This window comes from Reichenbachiella sp., assembly GCF_039944555.1.
Lineage (GTDB): Bacteria > Bacteroidota > Bacteroidia > Cytophagales > Cyclobacteriaceae > Reichenbachiella.
On sequence record NZ_JBDUYN010000008.1, the window covers coordinates 603426 to 617623 of the forward strand.

General features: G+C 41.6%; 12 protein-coding genes. 6 read left to right on the plus strand and 6 right to left on the minus strand.

From position 1 onward, the window contains the following. Window positions 1–2 precede the first annotated feature (2 nt). Genes ABJD64_RS16265 through ABJD64_RS16275 form a run of 3 tightly spaced genes read right to left on the minus strand, consistent with a single transcriptional unit; the run spans window position 3 to window position 3793 of the window. Window positions 3–1349: an HlyD family efflux transporter periplasmic adaptor subunit gene (locus ABJD64_RS16265; protein ID WP_348183407.1), complete on the minus strand. Its 1347-nt coding sequence runs from the start codon at window positions 1347–1349 to the stop codon at window positions 3–5. Window positions 1350–1351: 2 nt separating this feature from the next. Continuing rightward, on the minus strand, window positions 1352–3073 hold the full coding sequence (locus tag ABJD64_RS16270; protein WP_348183409.1) for an ATP-binding cassette domain-containing protein: 1722 nt from the start codon (window positions 3071–3073) through the stop codon (window positions 1352–1354). 36 nt (window positions 3074–3109) lie between these two features. Further along, on the minus strand, window positions 3110–3793 hold the full coding sequence (locus tag ABJD64_RS16275; RefSeq protein WP_348183410.1) for a TetR/AcrR family transcriptional regulator: 684 nt from the start codon (window positions 3791–3793) through the stop codon (window positions 3110–3112). 250 nt (window positions 3794–4043) lie between these two features. On the opposite strand from ABJD64_RS16275, the gene ABJD64_RS16280 reads away from it, so the two are divergent. The 6 genes from ABJD64_RS16280 to ABJD64_RS16305 all read left to right on the plus strand — a co-directional run bounded on the left by ABJD64_RS16280 (window position 4044) and on the right by ABJD64_RS16305 (window position 9956). Then, window positions 4044–6311: a TonB-dependent receptor gene (locus tag ABJD64_RS16280; protein ID WP_348183412.1), complete on the plus strand. Its 2268-nt coding sequence runs from the start codon at window positions 4044–4046 to the stop codon at window positions 6309–6311. A gap of 7 nt (window positions 6312–6318) precedes the next feature. After that, entirely contained in the window at window positions 6319–7692 is a 1374-nt protein-coding gene (locus tag ABJD64_RS16285) for an HmuY family protein (protein ID WP_348183414.1), read from the plus strand. 2 nt (window positions 7693–7694) lie between these two features. Continuing rightward, complete coding sequence (locus ABJD64_RS16290) at window positions 7695–8117, plus strand: DoxX family membrane protein (RefSeq protein WP_348183416.1); 423 nt, start codon at window positions 7695–7697, stop codon at window positions 8115–8117. Between the two features lie 101 nt (window positions 8118–8218). Beyond that, complete coding sequence (locus tag ABJD64_RS16295; protein WP_348183418.1) at window positions 8219–9157, plus strand: DUF6607 family protein; 939 nt, start codon at window positions 8219–8221, stop codon at window positions 9155–9157. A 35-nt stretch (window positions 9158–9192) separates the two neighbouring features. Continuing rightward, window positions 9193–9516, plus strand: coding sequence for a DUF6686 family protein (locus tag ABJD64_RS16300; RefSeq protein WP_348183420.1), 324 nt, complete (start codon window positions 9193–9195; stop codon window positions 9514–9516). Between the two features lie 110 nt (window positions 9517–9626). Next, window positions 9627–9956 (plus strand): Yae1 family protein, encoded by a 330-nt coding sequence (locus ABJD64_RS16305; RefSeq protein WP_348183422.1) that lies wholly within the window; start codon window positions 9627–9629, stop codon window positions 9954–9956. A gap of 3 nt (window positions 9957–9959) precedes the next feature. Here the strand turns inward: ABJD64_RS16305 and ABJD64_RS16310 are convergent, their stop codons facing one another. The 3 genes from ABJD64_RS16310 to nadA are packed head-to-tail and all read right to left on the minus strand — an operon-like array spanning window position 9960 to window position 14086. Then, complete coding sequence (locus ABJD64_RS16310) at window positions 9960–11510, minus strand: peptidase (RefSeq protein WP_348183423.1); 1551 nt, start codon at window positions 11508–11510, stop codon at window positions 9960–9962. Window positions 11511–11569: 59 nt separating this feature from the next. After that, window positions 11570–13123 (minus strand): L-aspartate oxidase, encoded by a 1554-nt coding sequence (nadB, locus tag ABJD64_RS16315; protein WP_348183425.1) that lies wholly within the window; start codon window positions 13121–13123, stop codon window positions 11570–11572. Window positions 13124–13126: 3 nt separating this feature from the next. After that, complete coding sequence (nadA, locus tag ABJD64_RS16320) at window positions 13127–14086, minus strand: quinolinate synthase NadA (protein ID WP_348183426.1); 960 nt, start codon at window positions 14084–14086, stop codon at window positions 13127–13129. Window positions 14087–14198: the final 112 nt, after the last annotated feature.

The following is a 14198-nucleotide window of genomic DNA, read 5'->3' on the forward strand; positions in this document are numbered from 1 at the left end:
ACCTACTTTTTAACTTTAGTTTCTTTATCATCTTTAGCATAAAAATCAGGTGGAAAACCGTTCAGTTGTCTCCACAGTTCGTACCAGACCGGTACATTGTTAAGCAGAGCTATACCGTAAACACCGCTGCCCAACCTCAACAATGAAGGCCAGGGTACCTCATCTTCATCAGGGACAATCAGTACTCTAAAAGTTCCATTCCGTGCTACTTTATCATAAGCGACAATCTTACCACCGAAGGTACCAAAAGACATATCCGGCCATCCATTAAACACCAAAGCAGGCCATCCATCGAATTGAAGCCTTACCTTGCTACCTTCTTGAATGAGAGGCAAATCAAGAGGACGAACATTCAGCTCAACTGCCATATTATAATTGGAAGGAACAAACGTAAAAATTTCCTGCCCTTCCTTCACTATCTCACCAATTCCACCGCTTATGGCTTTCGTTACATAACCATCTTGCGGCGCAGTGATAAAGTAAAAATTAGAACGTTTTGAGTAGCTCTCCTGCTGTATAGAAAGTTTGTTGAACTGGCTTTCAGCATCCATTTCTCCAGATAGAGCTGACATTTTATCGGAGCGCACTTTGGCAATCTTTTGGTTGAACTCATTTTCTACCGCACCTAGACTAAGTTGTGCATTGATGTATTCGTTTTGACTGGCCAGCCACTTGTTTTCTGCCGATATTTTCTTGTTCAACGCAGCCTGGAGCTTTTGTCGTCGACTTTCCAGTTCAGTAAGTGATTTCAGCCCTTGATTGTAAAGTGTTTCCTGACGGGTAAACTGCCTTTCCGCTATTTCCAAGTTGATCAAGGTGGTGGAATAATCAATACTATCTGACTGTCGCTTGAGTACAGCCTGTCTGATGTAGTTTTTTGCCTGCATCAGCTTTAGCTTTTTATTTCTTTCAAGCGCGGCCATTTGTTGATCAAGTGCAATTCCCTTGTTTGAATAGGCGTCTACAGAAGCCCTTTTTGCCACCGCCTGATTTTTTGTTTTATCCACCAGCCTTGGGTCTAAATACTCTGTTTTCATTTCTGAAATATGTAGAATGGTATCTCCTCTTGACAACAATTGACCTTCACGAATGTACCATTTTTCGATGCGTCCGGATATAACTGAATTAATAGACTGTTCTCTGTTTTCTGGTCTGAGAGTAGTCAGTGTACCACGAGCTCGAATGTTTTGCGTCCAGGGTAGAAAAAGTCCAATGAACAACATCAGGAATATTCCCGAAAGAAGAAATACAAATTTTCGAGTAGCATGCGAGCCCATAACTTCCTGATAGGACGAAAGATCCTTCAGGATTTCGTCCCGGTTTGTCGGATGATTAGATATATTCAACATAACTACTTTGCTTTTTTCGGTTTCATTATTGTTTTACTCACATCCACAATTCTGCCGCGTTCAAGAGTCACTACACGATCACAGTTGTTGAGCAATAGAGGATCACTGGTGACGGCCAGGAGCGTCCACTCCTGAGATGAATCGGTAAGGATATTGCTTATCCGCTTTCTGTCTTCAAAGTCAAGCCCGTTTAGTGCATTATCCATGACGACTATTTTTGGTTTTTCCGCGAGGGTTCGTGCCAAAATGATCTTTTGCCTAACACTATCAGATAGTCCCTGGCCTTCCGGGCTTATCATGGTGGCCAGGCCATTTGGTAAATTCTTCAGAAAACCATTCAGACCCACTAGTTCTATAGATCTCAGAATATCTTCTATAGCTACATCATCCTTCCCCACTGATATATTTTGGGCAAGTGTTCCATGAAATAAATCCTGAAGGTTCAAATTGTCTCCTACTACCGACCTGAAGCTGCTTATGTTGATGTCTGAAAACGGAATTCCATTGAAGAGCACTGATCCCTCATAGTTGTGAAAGAGGCCGGATACCACAGAGAGCAGAGTAGATTTGCCAGACTGATTAGTACCAGTAATTCCAATTTTTTCACCCGCTTTTACATCCAAATTGATGTCATGCAAGGCATTGCCGTAGGCACCTTCGAATCGATACGAAAGATTGGCAAACTCTACCGGAATTCCACCTTCTTTACACACTTCGACTAACGAGATACCACCCTCATCTTCGAGTGGCACATCGGTGATTTGACCCAGTTTCTCCAATCCCGTGAGCACATCATAAACTGTCTCCATAGTCAGGATCAGTTTCTCAGCTGAGCTTAAGACCAGCAGAATAATAATTTCGGAGGCTACAAATTGGCCAAGGTTTATCTCTTGGTTGATCACCAATATGCTACCCAAAATCAATAAACCGGCAGTAACAACAGTTTTGAAGGCGACAATATTGGAGAATTGGAAAATGAGCACTTTAAAATGCTGCTTTCTATACTTGAGATAGTTAGAAACATACTCATTTGTTTTCTCTATCGGCAGGTTCGTTTCTCCTGCCAATTTAAACGTGCCCATCACTCTGGCCAATTCTTCCAGCCAATGCGCCACCTGATACTTGTACTTGGATTCTAAAATACTGGTTTTTAGACCTTTTGGTCCGCTGATATAAAATATTAAGACCATCAGCCCAACCAATAGAAAGCCAAAAAACACGAAAAAAGGATGGTACAAAGACAAGAGTATCATCCCAAAAAGAATCTGAAGAGTAGAACTCGAAAAGTCGATTAGAATTTTAGGAAGCCCTTTTTGCACATTGAGTATGTCAAAAAAGCGGTTCATCAATTCTGGCGGATAAAAATCAGTCACAGATTCCATCTTAAATCTGGGAATACGATAGGCAAATTCGAATGAAGCTCTCGTGAATATTCTTCTTTGCAAAACCTCAGTAAGCGTGAGTTGCAAAATCTGGATAACACCTGATGCTGCCACTCCAACCACGACTATGAAGATCAACAACCCCCAGGAAGCAGAAAACTCTGCACTAATCACAAAGGCAACAATAGCCTGTACACCCAGAGGTAGAGAGAGATTAATTAAACCATGGAATATGGCGTAAGCATATACGATAAATATCTCTCGCTTGTCCAGAGAAAGCATACTCAGCAGTCTTCGCAGCGGTGATAGTTTTTTATCTTCTTTAATATTATTACTTTCCATATTAATAGTATTACTATCGGATTAGGGTAAAAAAATTTACTTCAGTGAATGCATTACGGTATGATTTAGAAAATCAGCCGCCTGCTCTTCCAAACGCTTAGGTTTGCCCTTAGAAACCTCCGTTAGCGACGGTAGGTGCTGCGCAAAAAAGACCTGCTGATGTGAAGCCTCCATAATCATGCTCACCAATGCCCTGGGGTACGGGTACTTGGGATCAATTTGTGCCACAACTTCGGCAATCTTAGAACAAAGGCTCTTATAACCTGTAAACAGTCCCTTGCTATTAATTTCATCCACGTTACGATTCAGGTAGGTTTTGTCAGACTCTTTGTCGATGACACTTCGTAATTTAGAAATGTCGACCTCTGGCAAATCCAGAGCATCCGGAAAATCTTGCGCATGACAAACTATTCTAATGATATTTTCCAGTTTCACCTTGGCATCACTGAAATGATGCGTTTCAAACGCTATTACATATTCCAACCAAGACCAATAATAGGTGGACAAATAGACCAAGAACTTATGCTTGTTTTTAAAATACCTATAGACCGACGCCTCTGTCGACTCAATGCTTTCTGCTAGCTTTTTAAAAGTAAACTCTTCAAAACCCAATTCATCCAAGACAATTATGCCTTTGCTTACAATTTTCCTTCCTAGGTCAGAAGACTGTGGATCCTTTTTAAAAAAATTTTCTCCAAGAACTATACTAATTGTTGACATCGATACTAGTATTAATTTTAATAACGATAGTAATACTATCGATTGCAAAAGTAAGCCTAATGATATTAAAAACAAAATATTAACTATCAACCGTACCCGAAACACGAAAACCATAATCACTACTTGTAGCTAAAACGCAGAAACACTCCCTAGAGCTAGCTATACTAATTTCCCCATCGTTGGCGATTGCAGACCCAGCTGATTTAGACAAATTTTGCATTGTTTAGAATCATTCTAAATAATGTGTGAAATGATAGAACGATACCTTTTATTTTTTGTCTGCCTGCTGACTATCCACCAAGCCAGCAGCCAGACCCTACTTGTATTGGACGATAAAGGACCTATCGTCAACGCATCTGTCAAAGTACTTGACTTGGACAAAGGCGGCGAGACATTCTATATATCAGATAACCATGGAAAGGTCCGCATAAGTCAACCCTCACCCTTTCAAGTCACAATAAACCACTTGAATTTTCATACACTAAAAGATACTGTTCGTAAAAGCGGCACTCATAAAATTGAGCTTGTAAAAAAGGAACAGACATTAGATGAAGTAGTCATTACGGGGCAGTTTCTTCCTCAATCAGTTCAGAACTCTGTTTACAGCGTCCACATAATTGATCAAGCGCGATTAGCTTCTCAAGGTGCGCGATCCCTGACTGAAGTGCTTGGCAGTGAGCTAAATTTTAGATTTCAAAGAGACAATGCGGTCGGCAGCTCAACAGCCAGTTTGCAGGGTATTTCCGGTCAGTATATAAAAATACTGCTGGACGGGGTGCCAATAGTTGGACGAGGTGGAGTGAGCAATGAAATCGACCTAAATCAAATCAATCTCAACTCAATTGAAAAAGTTGAAGTGATTGAAGGGCCTATGGCGGTGAATTTTGGCGCTGACGCTCTTGCTGGCGTTATCAACATCATAACTAAAAAGCCAAATGCGCATAAATGGTCGGTTGATGTTTCCCTTCAGGAGGAGACCGTTGGAAAGGAATACAAACTTTTTGATGAAGGTATTCACAACGCGTCTTTATCCTCTTCATACAGTTTTCATCCAAATTGGTCCATTCAATCAGAGACACGATATCAAAAATTTGGCGGATGGTCTGGCACAGGTAGAGACAAACTTTGGTACCCCAAAAGTCAATTCTTCCAATCCGGTGAATTGAGATATGAAAAAAATGATTTCAATATCTATTACAGATTCGATTATCTGAATGAGACGATCGAAAATCAGGGAACACCAGAGTATGTCGGTGACGAGGATGATCCTTATGCTTTCGACAAGGAATACTTAACCCAACGGTGGATGCACCAAATTCAAGCGGAATATGGCTTGTCTCATGGATCGTTGAATACTGTACTTTCATTTACGGATTACGATCGAATTACGCATCGATTCAAATCCTATTTACTCCCCGGCGTCCCTGATCTTACCACTACTACCGGGCAGGATACAATCGCTTTTCGAACATTTTTCTTTCGAAATACTTTGAATGATATCCTACAATGGTCCGTGGGCTCGACTGATTGGCATACACAAATCGGAATAGATGGCGATTTCGAAAACGCGAAAGGTACGACGCTGAGTGAGGGGGATAAGCAGATGACAAATTTAGGCTTTTTCGCCTCTACTGAGATTCTATTAGGAAACAGATTAAAGTTAAGACCAGGTGTTCGGCTTAGCTATAATGATGCCTTCAGCACTAAGCCCTCAGCTTCAATCAACATGAAGTACAACCTGAGCGACCGGTCTCAGATTCGCATGAGCTATGGTCGTGGCTTCAGAGCACCTTCACTACGTGAACTCTATCATGAATTTATTGACAGCAATCACAACATATTGGGTAATCCTAATCTGAAACCAGAATACTCAGACAATGTAACGGGCGATTTCACACATCAATTTAAAAACCAAACATGGAGACTCTCAATAAAAGGATTTTACAACGCAATCCACAACAGAATTTCCTATTTCACTCCCGATGGAAGCAACCAAACAACCACTTACATAAACATTTTAAAATACAAGACACTAGGGACTACCGGCCATGTCACATTTGAAAAAGGTCGCATTCAACTAAAAACCGGATTGTCTTATATCGGTCGCTATCACAACTTTAGTGAAAATACGACCGGACTTGATATTCCTCAATTCTTATACTCGCCGGAATATATCGCTAACCTTCAATACGACCTTTTCAATACCGGTATTGCACTTGCGAGTTTTTACAAATTCACTGGATCAATAAAACAATATGTAGCAGCTACTGATGAGAATGGCTCCTCTATTCCAGAATTGCGCCAACTCGATGGTTACCACTTATGGGATCTGACTTTATCTGGCGGCTTGGTCAAAAGTTTAAGAATTAGTGTCGGGGCCAAAAATCTATTGAACGTCACGGCTTTATCAAACAATACCAATATTGGAGGGTCACATACCGGATCAAATACAGGACAATCTTCCATAGCTTATGGACGCTCCTACTTTATCAAATTCAACTACAATTTTTCCAAATAAATAAACAATGAATAAAATACGAGTAACTACGGTCATTCTTGCAGGATTTCTACTTCTGAGTAACTCTTCCTGCAAGGAGGATGAAGCTTCACCTGTCAAGGTGAGTTTCGCGAATACAGAGGCAGGAATATCGAAAAGCAATCTTTCTGCCATACTGGAGATTTCATTTTCGCGCCCGGCTGAATCCGCAGGGACACTTACAATCAACATCGACAATGTGGGTCTCACTTATGGTGAAGCCGCCGATTTTTACACCGTCCCAGAGGCAACCGAAAATGTCATTTCATTACCTTATGCCATTGGCGATGAGTCAGTTTCATTGACCGTTTCGGCAGGGAGCGCGCTCAACATAGAACAAGATGAATCGCTAACCCTGACCGTATCCGATGAGACTAAATTGCTCGATACTGGTGATCAATCCATATTTACGGTGATTTTCTCTGAGAATTTCGTTGCTCCCTCGGGAACAACAGTACTTGACGCCGGAGGTGCAGAATTTACCCATCAAGCCTTCTTCGATCTGAGTAAAATCAAACAAACCAGAGTAGATAAATTGTCTTGGGATTTGGGCTTCTATTCTGGTGAAACTTTCCGTGTGATCATCAACAATTCAGCCAAGATGATGGCACAACAAATTGATAAAAATGACTTGACTGCAGTCACCGCTCAGGACACCGTAGGCTTCGCGGCGTCACAAAGTTTCAGCGCATTTAATGGTGACGCTGTAGACTGGGTAGATGCGCCCGATGGCGATCTTGATTCCTTGGCCTTAGGCATAGTCTCACCCACTGCGTCCGAAAACAAGGTGTTTATCGTAAGCCGTGAAGGAGAGGGACGAAACTGGAAAAAAATAAGAGTGCTTCAGAATAGCAGTGGCTATACGCTACAATACGCTGACATCAGTTCTTCTACCTTCGAATCTTTTGACATCACTAAAGATGAAACCTTCAATTTCTCTCTCTTCGATCTGGACAATGGCACAACACAGAACGAGCCCGCAAAAGACAGCTGGGACATCATGTATGGGTCATTCACCAATGTGATCAATTTCGGATACTATCTGCCTTACGCCTACAATGATTTCATCATCATCAATCGAAACAACACCCAAGTGATAGAAATCATAATAGATGAAACTTTGACCTATGAAGGGATTAATGAATCTGATGTCTCTGGGCTGACTTTTGAAACTGCTCAACACACCATCGGATCCAACTGGAGAAATGGTGGAGGTCCGGGTACTGCACCCTCACTTAAAGCTGATCGCTTCTACCTAATCCTTGATTCTGAAGGAAACACTTACAAACTGAAGTTTAATAGCATGTTAAGTGCTGAAAACGGTGAACGAGGATACACAGAAATTCAATACGAACTACTTTGATAATGAGCAAAATAAAGATTCTGATTTTAGTAACACGGATAGCCCTGGGTGGGCTATTCGTTTACGCCGGCATACAAAAATTTATCCCTAAACCACCAAGGCCAGTGGTTGAACAAAATGTGGAGATACCTGATCATGTGGTTAAAATAAAGTCGATGATCGGAGGACTAAAAGGTACTGGGTACTTCTGGCCTCTTCTGGGCTTCGCAGAAATACTCTGTGGCGTGTTACTTCTCAGCCAGCTTTATGCACTGCTGGGAGCGATGATGTTGGTTCCGCTTTCGCTCAACATTTTTCTATTTCACCTATACTTGGAACCACATGAAATGGGTGAATTAGTCTTAACCGGTCTGTATCTGATAATCAATCTTGGCCTTTTGTTTTACGATTACCCCAAACTGAAAACTGCATTTTTAACTAAGTAAGATTTACAACTCATGAAACCGACAGCATCAATATTTATCTCGCAGAGAGATGATTATGTCATGGAGGTTCCATGTGACCACTAAAACCAAATTATATACACATGAAAAATTTACTCATTTTCCTTTTGTTCATTTCATCGGTTTCAGCCTATGGGCAAAAGCAAAAAAAACAAGATATCGCCGCTATCAAAGCCATGTGCGGCTGTTATGACATCCGTTTCAATTTTGCAGAGACTTTCGCTCCGGATAAGGACTACGAGTTTCACGAAAATTATGCTTCAGGTGCGTTGGAGTATGTATTCCCTATTACAGAATCCAAGGATAAGATCGTTTTGCAGCACCTTTTGGTCATTGGAGATACCATGATTATCAAGCATTGGCGGCAAGACTGGATTTACGAAAACACGGACTTCTATTCGTTTGATAAAGAAAGCACATGGAAGTTTGAGTCTAAGTCTGCTGCGGATGTAAAAGGGCAATGGACACAAAAGGTCTATCAGGTAGATGATAGCCCACGATATGAAGGCACGGCCACATGGGTTCATGTAGACGGCAGACATTACTGGGAAAGTAAAACAGACGCTCCGCTGCCAAGAAGAGAATTCAGTACGCGTAAGGATTACAACGTGATGACAAGGGTCAATCGTCACGAAATCACAGATTTCGGGTGGGTCCACGAACAAGACAATGATAAGGTAATCAGGACGGAAGTCGAGGATGTCCTACTTGCCCAGGAAAAAGGCTGGAATAGCTACACCAAAACAGGAGACCATAAATGTGACGTGGCCAAAAAATGGTGGAATAAAAATCAAGTCTACTGGGCCGACGTACGATTGGTTTGGGGTGAGCTATTTGCACAAAAAGAAACCATTGCCATCAATATGAAGGTAGAGGACAAAATCATGTTTCAAAGGTTATTCGCTCTTGAAAAAGAAATGATTGATGCACAACCCTACAGTTCTGATATTGCGCAGTCCAAAATAAAAAAGGTGATTCTTAAGCACCTAAAGAGCGATCAAATGTTTACTTCACTGAAGTAATAATTCAAATGGGTGCCCGCGGGTGCCCATTTTTTATGAAAAAATGTCAACCACACATATTAGCGCAAGGCTTGTACTTCAATATCACTAACTGCGCTCGTTGTAAGCGTATAAGTTTATGCTACAAAAATCTGATGATCAGCTATTCTCATCAAGAGTTTTCTCATTTTGTAAAAAACTTCGTGAGGATAGATTTTGATAGACATGCCTTCTTTTTCCCTGATGAGTCCACTCGAATTATCATCAAATCCCCACACCAGGATATCCAGATCAATCTTGACTTCCAGGAGTTTAACGAACTAAAAGACGCACTTCAAGAAAGTATTCTTTTGTTCAGTGCCTACCAACTCATAGGCTAAGGCGTTTATCTCGTTTGTTGAGAGATCGCTTCTGTCGATAGGTATTTCCCATTCTTAATATAATTACATTTTATTCATGTTAAATTTATATTTTCAAAATAAGTTTGCTCATGAATCACAACACAGCATATGGAATCGTTTTAATTGTCCTTACCTTATCTTCCTGTGGTTCTTACGACCAGGGGTTGCAAGACGGAATCGAACAAGGAAAAGCCGAAGGGCTTAGCTTAGGCAGAGAAGAGGGCTTCGAAAGTGGATTTGAGGCCGGCCAACTGCAAGGAAGTCAAGAAGGACATGAACAAGGGCACGAGGAAGGGCATGCCAAAGGTCATGAATCAGGATATACAGCTGGATTCACCAAAGGTAAAAAAACAGGCTACCAGTCAGGGTATGAAGCCGGAAAAAAAAGAGGTTATGAAGAATGCAGGATGGGGTGGTAGCTTTTATAAATTCTTAGACCAAGCCTCAAACAGTTGAGTTTGAGCTTCAGTCAAACTACTCATTGGCGTAAAAGAGAAAGTCTCTTCGTCGTAATCGATCCCAACTTTTGAATAATACGACTGGATAGGTAATGCCTGTGAATCCTTGATGTATAGATTTATAAAATCTTCAATTTCGGGATAGGTCATCGACACTACCGTGCTGAAAAAATCAACCTCTGAAAATGCCTTATCAGGACCATAAGTATCTACCAGTTCGAGTACCACCTCCCGCATACCTTTCTCTCCGTTTGATAGTTCCAAGAGTCTTATATCAAGCAGGCTGATAATAAAAGCGCCTCTATTGTAAATATTTACAAATTGCTCCCCGCCTTCGGTTGTATAGGATTCAGTACTGATTTCTACCAGGCTAAATTCAGGGTCAAAAAAACTGTCAACTTCTACTTTTCTACCCATCTGAGACAAGAGTTCGTCCAGTGACATCGATCCATTTCTAAACTGCATAAAATCTGATGCCCATTCCGTTACTCCTTCATAAAGCCATAGGTGCTGAGAAGGCGTTGGGACGGCAAAATTGAAGTCCGCTATGATCTCGCTGTGTATATTCAATGGTGTAACTACATGAAAAAACTCGTGTGCAGATATACTTTTTATTACTGCACCATAATTAGCGGTGTACGGCCCATCGCGCAATACATATACAGAGCTTTTTGAGTGCTCAAGTGCTCCGGCATTTACATCCCCAAAATGATAAAGGAAATCGTATTGATCCGTGGGTAAAACTTTCAAAAACGCCTGCGCATCCAACAATATTTGCTCCACATCATTCAAGATGCCGCTGGATGTAATTCCGCCTGCTTCTGAGTACACATGTATGTTGATATCTGCATCTCCTACTTGTGTACTTGTGCTGGTCAATTCTCCAAGAAGAATTGGTGAATCGGCCAAATGATCAAAATCGGTAGCTCTATAAATGTTGTTGCTGTACGGCTCCAGAGCAGTACCTAATGTCCAATGCTCAGGATAGCTCAACGATACAAAATAGTCTCTATCCTTCAACCCTTGTGGATAACCAATGACCATCGGCGTGTTCAGCAAAACATGATCGTCTTCAATAGAAGTGCCCGCCATTGCAAATATCGGATGTTCGGAAACGGAAGTATCAAATGTTTCCTGCATCTCATATGTAACCCTGTAAGCAAGGCCAGGATCTGAAATTCTCCACTGGTTCGTAGTTAATGGCTCACTAACCAAACTATTGCCGGCCTCGTCAAATACCCTGAAATTCTTTACAAATCTACCTACATCTGAAATCTCATACGTACCTGGCACGGTCGCTGCAAACTGAATAACATCATGGTCTGAAGACAGCCCATTCAAAAACATTTCAACTTTAAAAGTATCCCCAGACCTGTTGTTCAAATCAACATGTACAAAGAAAGATTCGGCTAAATCAATGTCGTCCGGCAACACAATTTGTGGATCCACGCTGTCGTCGCACGCGGAGATAAACCAAATGGCCAAAAGCGCCAGTAATCTTAGTTTTGCCTTCATATCAAAAGAGGGTTAATTCAATAAATAAACGACATTAATATTCATTACCCTTATTCAAGCTAGACTTCCTTATAAAAACCACCTCTGTTCTCGGTGCGGGCTTGTGATTGCTTTACAATCAAATAAGCAATTGTGATTAAATTTCTGAGCTCGGACAATTGAGGTGATATCTTGGTCTTCCTATACAAGTCCTCAGTCTCTTCATAAAGCACTTTTAACCGGTTGGATGCTCTATTCAGACGCTCATCAGACCTTACAATCCCCACGTAGTTGCTCATAATGGCCTGGACCTCTTTCCTATTGTGCGTAATCAAAATAAGCTCCTTGGGATTTGTGGTACCCTCCTCACTCCAATCAGGCACATTGGCTTCCTCTGGATGGTAGTCTATCTCCTCTACAGATTTTTCATAACAACGGTGAGCGAAAATGAGCGCTTCGAGTAAAGAATTGGAAGCTAGTCTATTGGCTCCGTGCAATCCTGTATATGCGCATTCTCCACAGGCATATAGATTCGCAATTTGTGTTTGCCCAAATTCATTAGTAACCACGCCTCCGCACAAATAATGCGCGGCAGGTACGACAGGAATCATGTCCTGGCGCCAATCAACACCCAGTTCCTTGCACTTTTGTATAATATTAGGAAAGTGGTTTTCAAAAGATTTTGGCTCCAAATGCCTGCAATCCAAATAAACGTGATCATCACCACTTTTCTTAAGTTCACTGTCAATGGCACGAGACACAATATCTCGTGAGGCCAATTCCTTACGCTCATCATATTTTTCCATGAAAAGCTCGCCTTGCCGATTTCTCAATAAGGCCCCAAAACCCCTCACGGCTTCAGATATCAAAAAGGTTTGTCCCGGTTTGGTATCAAATAATGCCGTTGGGTGAAACTGAACGAATTCCATGTTTTGGATTCTTGCTTTTGCCCGATAAGCCATGGCTACTCCATCGCCGGTTGCCACTTCAGGATTAGTGGTATTCTGATATACCTGCCCTATCCCTCCACTGGCCAGCAAAGTGATCTTTGAACGATAGGTTTCAATCTTGCCTGTCTTTTCGTCCAAAACATATGCGCCAAAACACTTGTTATTTTCTCTTCCCTTCCAGGCCTGAACATGGTGATTGGTAATTAAATCTACCGCAAAATGATGACTGAACAGGCTGATGTTTTTGCACTTGTCCACCTGAGACAATAACGTTTCTTCCAATTCGAAACCAGTGATGTCTTTATGATGTAGAATACGGTTTTGGGAATGACCTCCTTCACGACCCAGGTCAAAATCTCCCAACTTATTCTTATCGAAATCGGCTCCCCAGTTCAATAGTTCTTTAAGGCGTTCCGGAGCTTCCCGCACTACCATTTCCACGATGTCCTTATCGCAAAGTCCATCTCCTGCTATAAGCGTGTCTTGAATATGTTGTTCGTATGAGTCCGTTACTGTATCCATGACCACAGCCATACCGCCCTGGGCGTATTTGGTATTGGATTCGCTGGCCGCTGCCTTTGTAACCACGGCAATTTGTTTCTCAGGAAAGTGCTTTCCTACCTTGAGTGCGTAAGTAAGTCCTGCGAGACCCGATCCAATAATAAGAAAATCGTGTTTGATCATGAATTATTTCGAGAGTTCAAACATGCGCTCTAAGGGTACGAGCGCTTTTTTTCTTATTTCTTCTGGCACATCGATTTCCGGGGTTTCATTTTTCAAGCAGGAGTACAATTTCTCCAAAGTATTCATTTTCATGAAATGACATTCACTGCATGAGCAGGTATTGTCTTCCTTTGCAGGAGCAGGGATCAGTTTTTTATTGGGTACTCTTTTTTGCATTTCGTGCAAAATACCAGCTTCTGTAGCGACGATAAACTCTTCTGATTCATCTGTTTGCACAAAGTTAAGCAGCTTTTCGGTAGAGCCCACGAATGACGCCACCCTCAAAACTTGCTGTTGTGATTCCGGATGAGCAATAAACTTGGCCTGAGGATTCTCTTTATGCAAGTCCAGTATCTTGTCCATAGCAAAAGCCTCATGAACCATGCAGGCTCCGTCCCACAGCACCATATCCCGTCCGGTTTGCTGGATAAGATATTCACCAAGATTTCTATCCGGGGCACAGATTATCTTTTGGTCTTTTGGTATAGAATTGATGATATCAACCGCATTGGAAGAGGTACAAATAATATCACTCATGGCCTTGATTTCTGCCGTGCAGTTGATGTAGGTCACCACGATATGATCGGGGTGCGCATCGATAAATTTCTTAAAAGGTCCCGCAGGAGCCGATTCCGCCAAAGAGCATCCGGCATTTACATCTGGAAGGATAACCTTCTTGGTTGGATTGATAATTTTGGCTGTTTCGGCCATAAAATGAACGCCAGCAAAAACAATTATGTCTGCGTTTGTTTCAGCTGCCTTACGCGACAATCCCAAACTATCCCCCACAAAATCAGCGATATCCTGAATATCGGGTTCTTGATAATAATGCGCGAGTAAAACTGCATTCTTTTCCTTTTTTAGTCTGACTATTTCGTCCAGATACTCTGTTTTGGTTTTTGGCTGTAGTTCCAGTTCCTCCATGCTAATAATTGCTCTTCTTTCTCGAAAAGGGAGTAAGAAAAAGCTCCTTAATTACTTGATAAGACAAATTTAACGTAAATCATTAGGTTCCACGAAAGCGACCTAAAAATAA

Coding starts and splice junctions, on each gene's coding strand:
- nadA (WP_348183426.1), bottom strand. CDS start 14,086: ATGGAGGAACTGGAACTACAGCCAAAAACCAAAACAGAGTATCTGGAC.
- ABJD64_RS16270 (WP_348183409.1), bottom strand. CDS start 3,073: ATGGAAAGTAATAATATTAAAGAAGATAAAAAACTATCACCGCTGCGA.
- nadB (WP_348183425.1), bottom strand. CDS start 13,123: ATGATCAAACACGATTTTCTTATTATTGGATCGGGTCTCGCAGGACTT.
- ABJD64_RS16275 (WP_348183410.1), bottom strand. CDS start 3,793: ATGTCAACAATTAGTATAGTTCTTGGAGAAAATTTTTTTAAAAAGGAT.
- ABJD64_RS16285 (WP_348183414.1), top strand. CDS start 6,319: ATGAATAAAATACGAGTAACTACGGTCATTCTTGCAGGATTTCTACTT.
- ABJD64_RS16295 (WP_348183418.1), top strand. CDS start 8,219: ATGAAAAATTTACTCATTTTCCTTTTGTTCATTTCATCGGTTTCAGCC.
- ABJD64_RS16280 (WP_348183412.1), top strand. CDS start 4,044: ATGATAGAACGATACCTTTTATTTTTTGTCTGCCTGCTGACTATCCAC.
- ABJD64_RS16300 (WP_348183420.1), top strand. CDS start 9,193: ATGAAAAAATGTCAACCACACATATTAGCGCAAGGCTTGTACTTCAAT.
- ABJD64_RS16305 (WP_348183422.1), top strand. CDS start 9,627: ATGAATCACAACACAGCATATGGAATCGTTTTAATTGTCCTTACCTTA.
- ABJD64_RS16290 (WP_348183416.1), top strand. CDS start 7,695: ATGAGCAAAATAAAGATTCTGATTTTAGTAACACGGATAGCCCTGGGT.
- ABJD64_RS16310 (WP_348183423.1), bottom strand. CDS start 11,510: ATGAAGGCAAAACTAAGATTACTGGCGCTTTTGGCCATTTGGTTTATC.
- ABJD64_RS16265 (WP_348183407.1), bottom strand. CDS start 1,349: ATGTTGAATATATCTAATCATCCGACAAACCGGGACGAAATCCTGAAG.